General features: G+C 62.0%; 12 protein-coding genes. 3 read left to right on the top strand and 9 right to left on the bottom strand.

The genetic code is table 11. From position 1 onward, the window contains the following. Window positions 1–194: 194 nt before the first annotated feature. On the top strand, window positions 195–2,069 hold the full coding sequence (locus FAZ30_RS02785) for a methyl-accepting chemotaxis protein (RefSeq protein ID WP_124642146.1): 1,875 nt from the start codon (window positions 195–197) through the stop codon (window positions 2,067–2,069). A 44-nt stretch (window positions 2,070–2,113) separates the two neighbouring features. Further along, window positions 2,114–3,790, top strand: a complete 1,677-nt coding sequence (locus FAZ30_RS02780; RefSeq protein WP_137008634.1) for a tetratricopeptide repeat protein — start codon at window positions 2,114–2,116, stop codon at window positions 3,788–3,790. Between the two features lie 105 nt (window positions 3,791–3,895). Here FAZ30_RS02780 and FAZ30_RS02775 read toward each other — a convergent pair whose 3' ends face one another. The 7 genes from FAZ30_RS02775 to FAZ30_RS02745 form a co-directional block, all read right to left on the bottom strand. After that, a complete protein-coding gene (locus tag FAZ30_RS02775) occupies window positions 3,896–5,302 on the bottom strand; it encodes an FAD-binding oxidoreductase (RefSeq protein WP_246043395.1) in 1,407 nt (468 codons plus the stop codon). Then, window positions 5,295–5,807: a cupin domain-containing protein gene (locus FAZ30_RS02770; RefSeq protein ID WP_124642150.1), complete on the bottom strand. Its 513-nt coding sequence runs from the start codon at window positions 5,805–5,807 to the stop codon at window positions 5,295–5,297. Before FAZ30_RS02770 ends, FAZ30_RS02775 begins: the two co-directional genes overlap by 8 nt. Before the next feature lie 20 nt (window positions 5,808–5,827). Then, entirely contained in the window at window positions 5,828–6,451 is a 624-nt protein-coding gene (locus tag FAZ30_RS02765; RefSeq protein WP_124642152.1) for a glutathione S-transferase family protein, read from the bottom strand. After that, window positions 6,448–8,040, bottom strand: a complete 1,593-nt coding sequence (locus FAZ30_RS02760; RefSeq protein WP_137008632.1) for a sodium:solute symporter family transporter — start codon at window positions 8,038–8,040, stop codon at window positions 6,448–6,450. Before FAZ30_RS02760 ends, FAZ30_RS02765 begins: the two co-directional genes overlap by 4 nt. Beyond that, the gene (locus FAZ30_RS02755; protein ID WP_124642156.1) at window positions 8,037–8,252 is read right to left on the bottom strand and encodes a DUF485 domain-containing protein; all 216 of its coding nucleotides are present in this window, start codon (window positions 8,250–8,252) and stop codon (window positions 8,037–8,039) included. Before FAZ30_RS02755 ends, FAZ30_RS02760 begins: the two co-directional genes overlap by 4 nt. Window positions 8,253–8,327: 75 nt before the next feature. Beyond that, window positions 8,328–9,683: an aldehyde dehydrogenase family protein gene (locus tag FAZ30_RS02750; RefSeq protein ID WP_124642158.1), complete on the bottom strand. Its 1,356-nt coding sequence runs from the start codon at window positions 9,681–9,683 to the stop codon at window positions 8,328–8,330. 339 nt (window positions 9,684–10,022) lie between these two features. Then, entirely contained in the window at window positions 10,023–10,814 is a 792-nt protein-coding gene (locus tag FAZ30_RS02745; RefSeq protein ID WP_124642160.1) for a helix-turn-helix transcriptional regulator, read from the bottom strand. A 902-nt stretch (window positions 10,815–11,716) separates the two neighbouring features. Here FAZ30_RS02745 and FAZ30_RS02740 point away from each other — a divergent pair. Next, window positions 11,717–12,682: a LysR family transcriptional regulator gene (locus tag FAZ30_RS02740; protein ID WP_124642162.1), complete on the top strand. Its 966-nt coding sequence runs from the start codon at window positions 11,717–11,719 to the stop codon at window positions 12,680–12,682. A gap of 67 nt (window positions 12,683–12,749) precedes the next feature. On the opposite strand, the gene ubiT is transcribed toward FAZ30_RS02740, so the two are convergent. Next, on the bottom strand, window positions 12,750–13,184 hold the full coding sequence (gene ubiT, locus FAZ30_RS02735; protein WP_124642164.1) for a ubiquinone anaerobic biosynthesis accessory factor UbiT: 435 nt from the start codon (window positions 13,182–13,184) through the stop codon (window positions 12,750–12,752). Beyond that, window positions 13,171–14,097, bottom strand: coding sequence for a U32 family peptidase (locus FAZ30_RS02730; RefSeq protein ID WP_137008630.1), 927 nt, complete (start codon window positions 14,095–14,097; stop codon window positions 13,171–13,173). Before FAZ30_RS02730 ends, ubiT begins: the two co-directional genes overlap by 14 nt. Window positions 14,098–14,100 lie beyond the last annotated feature (3 nt).

Raw genomic sequence — 14,100 nt, 5'->3', positions numbered from 1 at the left:
TGGCGCGCAGACCTGGGTTTTGTACTTGCTAGTACGGTCAACAAGCCTTTGCTGTGTTGGATCAAGATATATATTAGATTTTAATAATTTAATGTATGGCATAGGTGCTTGCCTGCCGGGATATGTCAGGTGGTAGCGATGATTCACCAAGGCAAGTTCAAACAATTCAACCCTGAAGGAAATAAGGGGGAGACATGAAATCTTTGCGAAGCAAGCTGATTGCCTTCAACGCCTTGCTGATGGCGCTGTTTGGCCTGGTGCTGGTGTTGATTGTGTTCATCCAGATGCGCGGCGAAATTCTCAGCGGACTGAATCACGAGTTTGACTCTGCGCTCAAGGGGCAGAGCAGTGTGGTGAAAACCTGGCTGGATGAGAAAAAGCAGGAAATTGCCGCCCAGGCCAGCGTGGCGAGTGAGGCGGATGCCCTGCGTTTTCTCAAGGTCGGTGCCAAGGCCGGTTTCAATGTGAACTACGCCGGTTTTGCCGATGGCCATTCGCTGTTTTCCGACGACTGGAGCGCACCGGCCGACTACAAGGTGGCCGAGCGCGACTGGTATAAGCAGGCCATGGCCGCCGGCAAGCCGATTGTGACCGAGCCCTATGTCGATGAAGCCAGCAAGAAACTCACCATTACCGTGGCCGCTCCCATCAGCCATGGCGGCAGCCAGGTCGGCGTGGTGGGTGGCGATGTCTTTGTCGATAGCCTGGTCAAATCGGTGCTGTCGCTGCAGATTCGTGGCAATGGCTATGCCTTCATCGTGGACAGCAAGGGCAAGCTGCTGGCGCATCCGCAGGCGGCGCTCACGCTCAAGCCCATCAGCCAGCTGGCACCGGAGCTGACGGCAGACAAGCTGGCCGAGCTGGCCGGTTCGGCCAGCCTGCAGCAGATGCGCATGGGCGAGCAGGACATGCTGCTCTCCGTGCAGCGCATTCCGGACAGTGACTGGCTGATCGGGTTGGCCACGCACAAGGATGACATCCTGGCGCCGCTCAATACCCTGCTGCTGACCGTGGCTGGCTTGAGCGCGCTGGTGTTTGCCCTGCTGATTCCGCTGGCCGGATTCTTGCTGCGGCGCATGCTGGGCGGGCTGGTGGCACTGAAAGCCGCCATGGAAGACATTGCGCATGGTGATGGCGATCTTACCCTGCGGCTGAAGGACGAAGGGCAGGATGAAATCGCCGCCACCGCGCGCGCTTTCAATCAGTTCGTCACGCAGCTGGCAACGCTGTTCCGTGGTCTGCGCGACAACGCTGGCGGCGTGGTGGACGGCGTCGGCCAGGTGTCTGGCCAGGTGCTGGATGTAGCAGACAGCGCGCGCCGTATTTCGGACATGTCTTCGTCCAATGCGGCGACGCTGGAGCAGATCACCGTCAGCATTGCCCATATTGCAGACAATGCGCGTGAGGCCGATCAGCTGGCCACCGCCACTGGCACCGGGCTGGAGTCTGGCGCGCAAGGCCTGCTGTGTCTGGCCGATGGCATGGAAAGTACGGTGCAGTCGGTCAGATCGCTGGAAACCATGCTGGCCGCGCTGGAGCAGCGCTCGCAGCAGATCTCCGGCATCACCGAGGTGATACGCGACATCGCCGACCAGACCAATCTGCTGGCCCTCAACGCTGCCATCGAGGCTGCACGCGCTGGTGAGCAGGGGCGCGGCTTTGCCGTGGTGGCCGACGAGGTGCGCAAACTGGCCGAGCGCACGGCCCAGGCCACGGTGCAGATTGCCGGCATGGTCAGTGCCATTCGCAGCGAAACCGGCAAGGCCGTGGGCGATGTGCAGCAGACGGTGACCGTGGTGAACGATGGCGTGGTGCTGACCCAGCAGGCGGTGGCCACCATTCAGTCCATTCGTCACTCCATGCTGGAAGTGGTCAGCAAAATGTCGGAGATTTCCCACTCCACCCAGGAGCAGCACAATGCCAGCACGCTGATTGCGCAAAGCTCGGAGCAGATCAACAGCCGGGTGCTGGAGAATGACGAAATGCTGCAACAGGCCAGCACCACCTTGCAGAGCCTGGCAGGCCGGGCTGGGCAGATGAATGGCGAGTTTGCCAAGTTCCACCTGTAAGACGATAAGATGCTGGACCAAGGCCGCCTGCGGGCGGCTTTTTCATGGGATTTTTTACTTGGGAGGACACGGTGATGGGCTTGTCGGCACTGGCCATGCAGGCGGCTACCTTGCTGGCCGAGCAGAATCTGCCCGCTGCCTTGCAGGCGGCGCAGCGTTGTTTGCAGGCAGAGCCGGGCAATGCGCCGATGTGGAATCTGCTGGGCGTCTGTGCGGCCAGGCTGGGGCAGGGCGATCTCGCGCTGCAATGCTGGCAGCAGGCGCTGCGGCTGGATGCTGCCGCGGCGGATGTCCATTACAACCTGGGCTGCCTGCACGACGAGCGTGGCGAAGCCGCCCTGGCCGAGCAGTATTTCCTGGCCGAACTGGCCGCTGACCCGCAACACCAGGACAGCCTGTACCGGCTGGCGCTGCGCTATCAGCAAGATGGCCGCGTTGCGCAGGAGGAAGCTTGCTGGCGCCGTTTGTTGCGTGTGCAGCCCGATCATGTGGTGGCGCTGCACGATCTGCTGTTGTTGTGCCAGCGGCAGCGGCGCTGGCGGGTAGCGGCGCGCTTGTTGCAGCGGGCATTGCGTTTGCCGCAGTTGACGAGCGCCGAGGCGGCGGCACTGGCGGCGGCCTGTCTGCAGCAGGGCATGGCCAGCGCAGCCATGCGCTTGCTACAGCACAATGTGCCGCTTGAGCAGGCGGATGCCAGCCAGGCGGCGATCTGGGCGCTGGCCTGTAGCGAGCTGCGTCAGGCAGGCCGGGCCGAAGCCGCCTGGCGTCAGGCGGTGGCCAGCCAGCCGCAACAGCCACGGCATGTGCAGAACCTGGGCTATCTGCTGCTGGTGCAGCGGCGCTGGCATGAGGGCTGGCAGGCACACGAAGCGCGCTTGCTGCGCCCGCCGGTCGAGCTTGGCCTGCCAAGTCTTGCCTCGCCACGCTGGCAGGGCGAGCCGCTGGCCGGGAAGCATTTGCTGGTGTGGCTGGAGCAGGGGCTGGGCGATGCGCTGCAGTTTTGCCGCTATCTGCCCCAGTTGCAGGCCGAGCGTCTGACCGTGGTGTGCCGGCCAGAGCTGATCCGCCTGTTGCACAGCATGGCGCTGGGCTGTCCGGCGCTATTTCTGTCGCTCACCAGTCTGGACATGGCCTTGCCCGCGCACGACTGCCACGTTTTTTCCATGAGCCTGCCCGGGTTGTTGCAGCCTGATCCGGCCGCCACGCCGCCAGCAGGCTTTACCCTGCCGCCATCACCCAGGCTGCCAGCCAGACAGCGCAAGCTGCGGCTGGGGCTGGTATGGCGTGGCCATGCCCGTCATCCCTTCGATCATCACCGTTCGCTGCCGGCTCTCCGCCTGCTGACACCGCTATTGCAACTGCCGCATATCGAGTGGCTCAGCCTGCAACTGCCGGTGAACGCCACCGAACAGACATGGCTGGGCCAATGGCCGCAGCTGCTGGCTGGCGAGGACGGGCTGGCTGATCTGGCGGATACGGCGGGCGTACTGGCGCAACTGGACGGGCTGGTGACGGTGGACACTGCGCTGGCGCATCTGGCCGGTTGCCTGGGCCTGCCGTGCTGGCTGTTGCTGTCGGCCAGCCATACCGACTGGCGCTGGGGCTGGGAAGGGGAGAGCACACCGTGGTATCCGGCGCTGCGCTTGTACCGCCAGCAGCAGGCGGGCGACTGGCCGGGCCTGCTGGCCCGGCTGGCTGCCGATCTGGCGGCGCTGGCTTAGCGTGGCTGACAAGGGCGTAGCGTTCCTGGGGCAAGGCGTGCCGACCCAGACAGAAAGCGTGCGGCCAGCAGGCGCAACGCCGCACTAGGGTTTTGTTAGCGGCTCTTAATCGCCGAGCGTGGACAACCACTTGCCGGGGTTCATCAGCCCGTGCGGGTCCAGCACCTGCTTGATGCTGCGCATCAGCTGCAGGGCAACCGGGTCCTTGTAGCGCTGCAGCCACTGCCCCTTGAGCTGGCCCACGCCATGCTCTGCCGCCAGCGTGCCCTGATGGCGATAAACCTGGTCGTAGACGATGGCGTTGACACTGTCTTCATCCGCGAACAGATGGGCATTGTCCGGCCGGGTGTAGCTGATGTTGTAATGCAGATTGCCATCGCCGGCATGACCGAAGGCAATGATGCGCACGCCGGGAAAGGCCTGGCGCAGTGCGCTGTCACATTGCTGCAGAAAGTCTGGAATCGCCGAACTGGGTACGCCGATATCGTGCTTGATGCTGGCACCGTCGCGTTTTTGCGTTTCCGACATGTCTTCACGCAGCCGCCACAGGCGCTGGCGTTCGGCCTCGCTGTGCGCCAGCACGCCGTCGGCAATATTCTGGGTCGCCAGCCATTCCACCAGTTTCTGTTGCAGCGCGTGGCTGTCGCCGCTGTCGGACAGCTCCACCAGCACCGCCCACGGCTGGATGAAGGGCAACTGGCCGGGGTGGTATTTGTCCAGCAGCTGCTGACAGGTTTCCGACATGATTTCAAAGGTGGTCAGCCGGTCGCCAAAGGCCTGGCGCAAGGCCGACAGCAGGTCGATGGCCGCCTGACTGCTGCTTACTCCCAGCAGCGCAGTGGCGTGCGCTGTGGGGAGCGGGAACAGCTTGAGCGTGGCGGCGGTAATCAGCCCCAGCTGGCCTTCCGCGCCGATGAACAGCTGCTTCACATCCAGCCCGCTGGTGTCCTTGCGCAGGGCGGATAGCTGATGTAGTACCTGGCCGTCCGGCAACACCACTTCCAGTCCCAGCGTCAGTTCGCGCATGGTGCCGTAGCGCAGCACGGCCAGCCCGCCAGCATTGGTGGAAAGATTGCCGCCGATCTGGCAACTGCCCTCGCTGGCCAGCGAGAGCGGAAACAGCCGGCCGGCTGTCGCAGCCAGTTGCTGTACCTGGGCCAGCGTCATGCCGGCTTCCACCGTGATGCTGTCGTTGGCGGTATCGATGGCGCGCAGACGATTAAGCCGGCCGAGGCCGATCACCAGCTGGCGGCCGGAGGCATCCGGCGTGGCCGCGCCACAAGTGGAGGTGTTGCCGCCTTGCGGTACCACGGCGACCTGATACGCCTGGCACAGCTGCAGCAGCGCGGCCACTTCGGCCGTGCTGGCGGGCAGGGCTACCGCCAGCGGCAGGCCCTGATAGCGGCGGCGGTAGTCCTGCGCGTAGGGGGCGGTATCCTGCGCCTGGGTCAGCAGGTGTTCTGCCCCGATGATGGCGGCGACAGCGGCGAGAAACTGGGGCATGTCAGTCATGGTCCTGTTGCGTGTGCAAGGCATCCGGCAGGCCGTCGTGTGCGCCTTGCAACTGGCCGGGGCAATGATCCCAGTGGCGGGGGCCAAGCGCGCGATTGCGGGCCGGATGCAGCGGGTAGTGCAGCTGGTTGTCGTCGCGGTCGCGGTCACCTACGCACAGCAGCCGCACATCATGAGCGGTATTGTTGAGGAAGCTGTGGGCAATGCCGCTGCCGGCGGGAAAACCCACCGTGTCGCCGGGCCGCAGGCGGTGCAGCACACCATCCAGCCAGACATCCGGTTCGCCTTCCAGCACGTAGACGAATTCGTCTTCGGTCTTTTCCGCATGGGGCCAGGAGGTGCGTCGGCCAGGCGGCAGCAGTTCGTGATGAATGCCGATGCGCTGCAGGCCAAAAAAACGTCCCAGCGGCGAGCCGATGGACAGCAACTCGCTGCTGTCCGGATAACTGGCGTTGTCCGGCTCTTGCAGTTCGCGCCAGTGTTTGATGCAGGATGGCCGTTCCATCGCGCTTCCCCGTGTTTGCTTCAGTCCGGAATGTCCGCCGCCATCAGTTCGTCCGGATGCTGCCAGCCGGGCAATTGACTGATGCGCTGCAGCCAGGCGGCCACATGCGGCCAGCCGGCGATATCCAGCCCGGCATCGGCCAGCCACCACAGATAGGCACTGGCGGAAAAGTCGGCGATGGTCGGTGTGGCTCCGATCAGATAATTGTGCGCGCTCAGGGTGCTGTCCAGCACGGCCAGATCATCGCGCACGCGGGCTTCCAGCCAGGCGGTAACCTCGGCCGGCTGCGGGAAAAATTTGCGTGCCAGGCGCAGGTTTGGCAGTGAGAAACCAATGCGATTGCTTTCCCAGCACAGCCATTCGCGCACCAGCTGGCGTTCGCCTGGCGCACCATCCAGCCGGCCGTAATTGTCGGCCAGCCATTGCAGGATGGCATTGGACTGGCACAGCGCCGTGCCATCGGCCACCAGGACCGGTACTTCGCCAAAGCGGCTGACGGCGCGGAAATCCTCGGCGCGTTCAGCGCGCGGCAGCGCCAGGTCGACATGAACGTAATCATGGGATACATCGGCCAGCATCAGTGCCAGGCGCACCTTGTAGCTATGGCCGGAGAAACAGTTGCCGTACAGAGTCAGTGTGGTCATGTCGTTTTTCTATTGCGGTGTTGTGCTGGCGGCCAGTCTGTCTGTTGCGAGGCTGGCCCGGATGATGATGGGCGTTGCTTGGCAGTGTCGGCGCGTGGCAGTGCCGCGTCAATGCTGCGTCCCGGCGTCTTGTCGAGGACCGAGGCCAGCCAGGCGGCGGCAAAGGCCAGCGGCACGGAAAACAGCGCCGGGTTGGCATAGGGAAACAGCGGCCGGGCATGGCCGAGCATGCCCACCCATACGGTAGGGCCGGTGATGATCAGCCCCAGCGCTGCCAGCATGCCGCAGCAGCCACCGGCCAGTGCCCCGCGCGCACTCAGGCCGCGCCAGTGCAGGGTCAGCAGCAGTACCGGGAAATTGCTGGAGGCGGCGATGGCAAAGGCCAGACCCACCAGAAAGGCGATATTCAGATTCTGGAACAGAGTGGACAGCAGCACGGCGGCCACGCCCAGCAGCAGGGTGGCCAGCCGCGACAGCTGCCATTCCCGCTGCGGATCGGCCTGACCACGGCACAGCCACAAGGCATACAGATCGTGGCTGATGGCACTGGCACCCGCCATGGCCAGCCCGGCCAGCACCGCCAGAATGGTGGCAAAAGCCACGCCGGCAATCAGTGCCTGCAGCCATGGCCCGCCCAGTAGCGAGGCCAGATGCAGCGCCGCCATATTGCCGCCGCCCAGCAGCTTGCCGGCGGCGTCGTGAAATGGGGCGGCAGGCCCGACCAGCACCAGCGCGCCATAGCCGATGATGATGTTCAGCAGGAAAAACAGGCCGACGATGCCGGTGGCCCAGCCCACCGAGCGGCGGGCGGCACGGCCATCCGCCACAGTGAAAAAGCGTAGCAGGATATGCGGCAAGCCCAGCAGGCCCAGGCTGAGCCCCAGGCCCAGCGACAGCGCATCCAGCGGGTCGGATAGCGACTTGCCCGGCAATAGCGCCTGGCCGTGGCTGAGCTGGTCTACCTGGGCAAACAGGGCCGGCGCGCTGTAGCCGAAGCGTTGCAGCACCCCGCCGGCCAGCAGCAGTGCGCAGAGCAGCATCAGCGCGGCCTTGGTCATTTGTATCCAGCTGGTGGCCAGCATGCCACCCAGCCCCACTTGCAGCACCATCAGCCCCACCACCAGCCCGATGGCGGCCAGATAGGGCAGGCCGAACAGCAGCTGCAACAGCTTGCCGGCCCCGACCAGTTGTACGATCAGATAAAACAGCGTGATGGTGAGCGAGCTGATGATGCTCATCAAGCGTACCGAGCGCGCGTCAAAACGGCTGGCCAATACCTCGGCCACACTGTAGCGCCCCAGCGCCCGCAGTTTGTCGGCCAATAGCAGCATCAATAGCGGCCAGCCAGCCAGCGTGCCTACCGCATACACCAGGGAATCGTAGCCCTGCCCCAGATACATGCCGATGGAGCCGAGAAAAGCCGCAGCCGACAGAAAGTCGCCCGCCAGCGCCAAGCCATTTTGCCAAGCCGGTAATTGTCCGCCTGCGGTATAGAAGTCATCGGCAGAACGGGTAAGGCGTGCCGCCCGGCGGGTCAACAGCAGGCTGGCGGCAATGAACAACAGGAAAAATACCGTGGCCGGGCTCATGCGGCTGGCTTTCGGTCTTGCGCCCGGATATGCCACAGTGTGACCGCGAAAAACAGCAGAAACAGCAGCAAGGCCAGCAGGATGGAGCGTGGCCAGCCGGCGACATTACCCTGTAACAAGGCTGGGGCGGTAGCAATCAGGCCGAAATAACCCAGGCAGGCCAGCAAGACCAGCCAGGCGAGAAGGGCGGTGGATGAGCGACGAAACATCATGACAAAGAGTGCAGGGCGGCAGAGTGCGGAACAGCAGGCCAGTGTAGCGCATCACCGTACTGGCCGCCGTGCTGCTTATTTCTGCCAATAGGTTTTGACGTTGACGAATTCATACAGGCCGAATTCTGACAGCTCGCGCCCATAGCCAGAGGCTTTTACGCCGCCAAAGGGCAGACGCAAATCCGAGCTGGTGTGGCGGTTGAGAAAGACGCTGCCCACTTCCAGCTGCCGCGCCAGTTCCCAGCCATGGGTGGTGTTCGCGGTATAGATGGAGGCGCCCAGGCCAAACGGCGTGTCATTGGCCAGCCGGATGGCATCGGCCTCGTCACGGGCACGCAGGATGCTGGCCACCGGGCCGAACACTTCTTCGTGATAGACACGACAGCCGGCGGTGACGTGATCCAGCACCGTGGCCGGATAGAAGAAACCGGGAGCAGGTGGCAATTGGCCGCCCAGCAACAGACGCGCGCCCTGATGACAGGCATCCAGTACTTGCGCATGCAGTGCCTCACGCAGGTCGGCGCGGGTCAGTGGTGACAGTGTGGTGGCTGGATCGCGCGGGTCGCCGGGGCGTAATGCACTGGCGGCGGCGACAAAGGCGGCAACAAATTGCTCGGCGATTTCCGGCACCACGATCATGCGCTTGGCCGCATTGCAGCTTTGGCCGGCATCGCGAAAACGCGAGTTGACTGCATCCTGCGCGGCTGCCTCGACATCGGCATCAGCCAGCACGATAAAGGGATTGCTGCCGCCCAGTTCCAGCACGGTCTTTTTCAGGTGTTTGCCAGCCAGGCTGGCGATGATGCGTCCGGTATGGGTGGAGCCGGTAAAGGCCACGGCGTCGCTGCGGCGGATGGCTTCTTCTACCAGTTCGTGATCGATCCAGGCGATGTCCAGGCAATCCAGCCCGGCGGCGTGCACCAGTTCCAGCAGCAACTGGGTGCATTGCGGTACCGAGGGCGCGGGTTTGACCAGGCAGGTATTGCCCGCCATCAGTGCCGGAACGGCAAACCGCAGCAACTGCCAGATGGGGTAGTTCCACGGCATCACCGCCAGCACACAGCCCAGTGCCTCGAACGCTACACCACTCTGGCTGGCCTGGGTGGGAATCGATTGCGGCGCCAGCAGGGACGGGGCCAGCTCGGCGTAATAGCGTATCAGCTGCGCCGACTTGTCGATTTCGGCCAGGCACTCCGCGGTGCGCTTGCCCACCTCCAGCGTCACCAGCGCAGCCAGTTGTTCGCGATGGGTTTCCAGTTGCACTGCCAATTGCAGCATGCGCTCGGCGCGTTGTGACACGCTCAGGGCCGCCCAGGCGGACTGGGCGCGTTTCAGCCGCTGTAGTGCATCGTCAAGCTGGGCCTGGCTCCAGCCAGGACGGGTAAACACCACCTCGGCGGTGGCTGGGTTGCAACTGGTAAAGGCATTCATGGCCGGTCGGCAAAGGAATCAGCAGGAGCAGCGACTGTAACAAATCGCCCCGCCTTGCGACAGGGTCTTGACCGGAAGATGCGGGAGATCACCCCGGAATGGCCACACTATATGCGGTGGCTGACCATGCAGGACAGCCAAAAAAAGGCCCCGCTAAACCGGGGCCGAATGTTTCAGGTGAGTGCATGGGTCAATCAAGAAGAGACTTGCAGATTGAAACTCCGCCGGCAGCACCGCGTCGTATCAATGCGGCGCGGTTGCCATTGGAGCGCCGATTTTAGCGGCAAGCTGGCAGAGTCGTTACTGGCTGTAGTGCCGGCCCTGTGGCCTTGCCAGCAGCTACATTGTGCCGGCCACAGTGGTCAGCCCCAGTTGCAGGCCGATGACGATGGCGTGGGTACGGTTGTTGGCATTCAGTTTGCGGATGATGTTGGCGACGTGGAATTTCACCGTCCGTTCACTAATACCCAGAATGGTGGCAATTTCCCAGTTGGTCTTGCCATGGCTCATCCAGTGGAAAATGTCGAACTCGCGTTGCGATAGCGGCATGGCGGCGGGGGCGGCCGGAGCCAGATTGGCCACCCGGCCAGCGGCCTGGCGCAGATGCAGCAGCAGACTGTTGAGCATTTCGGTGAGCTGGCTGTCCTTGCCGATTTCACTGCCGGAAACCGACAGTACGCAGACCAGGTTCTGGCGCTCGGACAGGGCGCTGAAGCTGATGCCGTTGCCCATGCCGATGGAGGTCATCTCCTGGATGAACTGTTTCTCCTGTTGTCCCTTGGCGCGGGAAAACTTGTCGGCCCAGTGGATGGGGCCTTGGCCCATGACCGAGCGCAGCACCGGGTCACAGCTGATGTAATTGTGGCTCATATAGTGCTCTACCCAGTCTTCCGGAAAGCTGACATTCACCACTTTTTCCACCCGGTGCAGTTGCTGGTGCTGGTTGATGCGTCCCAGGGTAATCACCATGTGCTTGGTAGGAAGCTGCGATTGCAGATGGTCCAGATAGAGCTTGAGTTCGCTTTCGGTCTCGATCTGGCCGACGGTATGGATCCAGTCCAGCAGGGTCTTTTGACTGGCCGGGGACAGATTGCCCGGTATGGGGTGAGCAAAGGGAAGCTTGCTATGCATGATGACGTGACCTTCATTGTCGGGTGGCCAAGACGGTGGTCCGCTTGCAATGTTCCAGCGTTCATCAGGAAGGCGTGGCAGTTTGAGCGCCGGACCCCACTAGCGATGCTTGCTGGCTGGTCTGGAGTTTATTAAGCAGCTAGCAGACGAAACCAGTAGCTAAAGGCCCAAGTAGAGCGATCGCTATGCTGAATAAGTAATTTCTCTATGTTCAGTAAGATCGCGCGGAATTTTCCGGGGCGTGGGATGCTTTTTCCGGGATGTTCCGGCAGGACGGCGGGTCAACATCTGTACAAGGACCAGAGCGATAGCCGACCAGCGTTTAAGCTGTGGCTGAGTGAACGTGTTTGTCATGAAAAAAGCAGGATGATGTCGGCTATTGCCAGGAGGCTTGATGTCGCACAGGGCAGCTTTGCTGCGATTGCGGAAAAATGCAGGCGAAGGTCCACACCTGCCCTAAAGGGCGGGCATTAGCTGCAAAACTGCGCTGTATCAGCTTTGTTTAATCTTGAACTTTATTTTGCTGCAGTCTTGAACAATATTGATGGGTGGGCGTGTGCTGCCCATTGGATAGCCAGCGGGATGGGACTCGCCTGGCGCAAGGAAGGACTTGTCGTTATTGATATTAAATGCCAATGGCAAGATGGCCTTGGTGTTTTGAAATCAGACTGATTTTTACTCACCTGTGGCAAAAGACACCACCAAATTGTGAAATTTGAAACAGATTACTGGCATTTCAGGCCGTAAACGTAAGTCAAACTTCATTATTCACTGGATCTGGTGTACGCTTTTTAAAGAAGAACTACTTAATAATGAAGTTGGCAAATCATGCAGCCGCGGCGGGGAATGCCGTGCATTAACCGGTCGCATGAGTTCAATGCCGCTCAGGGAACGTTTCAGCTATGGATACTTTAAAAGCCTTGATGGTCTTCATGACCACTGCCGAGAATGGCAGTTTCTCGGATGCTGCAAGAAAACTGGGGGTATCGCCAGCGGCTATCAGTCAAAGCATTGCGCGACTGGAGCAGGAGCTGGAGGTTCGCCTGTTCAACCGGACTACCCGCCAACTGACCCTGACGGAGGATGGACGCCGTTTCTATGCGCAATGCCGCGGACCGGTGAACAATCTCGATTCGGCCATCAATCAGCTGAAAGCCAGCCGGGATGAACCGGCCGGTCATCTGCGCGTCAGCATGCCCAACTCTTTTGGTCGCCGCTTCATTTTGCCCATCATGGGCGAATTCTGCGAACGCTATCCCAAGATCCGGGTGTTCTTTGGCCTGGACGACCATTTCAGCGACCTGATCGAAGATGGCTACGATGTCGGTGTGCGCATCGGCATGATGCCGGACAGCCGCATGGTGGCACGTAATCTGGCACAGATTCCGCAATACGTGGTGGCTTCTCCCGAATACTGGGACAAGCACGGCCGTCCGGAGACGACCGAAGAATTGAGCAATCACGATTGCATCAACTTCCAGTTTCCGACCTCGGGCCGCCTGTACAAGTGGGAATTCGACCGCAAGGGCGAGCGTATTCCGCTGGAAGTAACCGGTACCTACACCCTGAACGAGATGGAAGCGGTATGCGAGCTGGCACGTCTGGGCATGGGGGTGGCGCAGCTGCCGGGGCACGAAGTGGTGCACCTGATCCGCAATGGCGAGCTGGAGGCGGTGCTGACTGATGTGGTATCGCTGGAGCGTTCCATCTACATCTGCTTCCCGCATCGCGACCATATCGCCCCGCGTACCCGCGTGTTTGTCGACTTTGTGGTGGAAAAACTGGCGGATCATCCGGATGTGATGGCTGATTTGCCTGGCCTGGATTTGTCGGCCAAGCGCAAGGCGGCAGCACAGCTGGTTTCCTGATTCCGCTTTGCAGTACAGTCAAAAGCCCGGCAATGCCGGGCTTTTTGCGTGCTGGCTTGCTGCTGGTTTATACGGCCATGAAACGCTGCAGCGGGGTGCTGCTCCAGTCCACGCTGTCCAGCAGGTTTTTCACGATCAGGCCCAGTTCGGTATCGCCTTCGATGATCAGCTTGCGATTAAAAAACAGGGTGTCCGGGTCTTCCTCGCGCAGCATCATGCGGGCAAAGTCCGCCAGATTGGCCGACAGCCGCAGGTCTGGCGTATCGCCGACGCTGGCTACCTTGAACTTTTCCTCGTCGGCAGAAAATCCCAGCCGCATGCCGGCATCCTGCACGTGTACTTCAAAGCTGTGTCCGGCCAGCAAACTCATGTCGGCCGGCAGGATGTCGCGTTTTTTCAATTGATTCAGCGTGGTGACCAGCGCCCAGCAGGGCGGGGTGGCGGGCAGCCGGCCCAGCAGGCTGGCCATGGTGGCGGGCAGGGTCAGTTCAGGAATGCGCATGGGCTTCTCCAATGGCGGCAATGCCGGCTTCGCCACGCCAGTAGCCATCCACCAGGCGGCTGTCGGCGTAGGGCGCTAGGTCGATGTCGGGGCGCAGCGGGCTGTTCAGGGCCTGGATGGCTTGCTGGTAGCCGGCGACCACGTGCTCGGTGTGCTGCCACTGCGGGCTGATGCGTACCGCTTTCACGCCCATGGCGGCAATGTCGGCCAGGTGCGGCAGCAAGGAGTGGCAGCCGTCCGACATGGTCTGGATGCCGTTGATGGTGAGGAAGGCCTGCTGCTCGCGGGTATTCAGCCGCAGCCCGTCCGGATGTTCCAGGCAGCGGAACTGGCAATCGTCCTTGGACAGATTGTAGTGACGTGCGGTAAAGCAGCGGGCAGATAGCGCCAGTGGCAGGCGGCCCCAGGCGAACAGCTCGGTTTCGATATTCAAGCCTTTGCTGGAAACCTGCTGCAGCACGGCGGCCAGCGTGTCACGGTCCATTTCCACTGGCGGAATCCAGCGCCGTGCGCCCAGCGACTGCAGCAGGGCCAGGGTGTCGGCGTTGTAGATATTCAGGTGATGACCCGCCACAAAGGGTCGGCCTTGCTGCTGCGCCAGCCGGGCCGCGCCCAGGTCGTTGGCTTCCAGCTGCAAGTCGCCGTTTTCCACCAGCTTGCGCAGGCGGCGCAGGTCGGATTCGCTCTCGATCAGTGCCAGGCTGGACAACACCACCTGGCGGCCGCTTTCGGCCAGTTCCTTACCCAGGGCGATCCAGTCCTGGCCGCGCAGTTGCTGGCGGCGCGAGCAGACGGCTTCGCCCAGATAGATGGTTTCCAGCGGCCAGTCGGCGGCTTCGCTGTAAAACCGCAGGATATCGTCGCGCGACCAGTAAAACAGTACCGGCCCCAGCGTCAGTTGCAATGTATTCATATC

It is taken from the genome of Aquitalea aquatilis, from assembly GCF_005155025.1.
GTDB classification, from domain to species: domain Bacteria; phylum Pseudomonadota; class Gammaproteobacteria; order Burkholderiales; family Chromobacteriaceae; genus Aquitalea; species Aquitalea aquatilis.
Note: the sequence above shows the minus strand (reverse complement) of the source record. Positions and strands in the feature narration are given on the sequence as shown.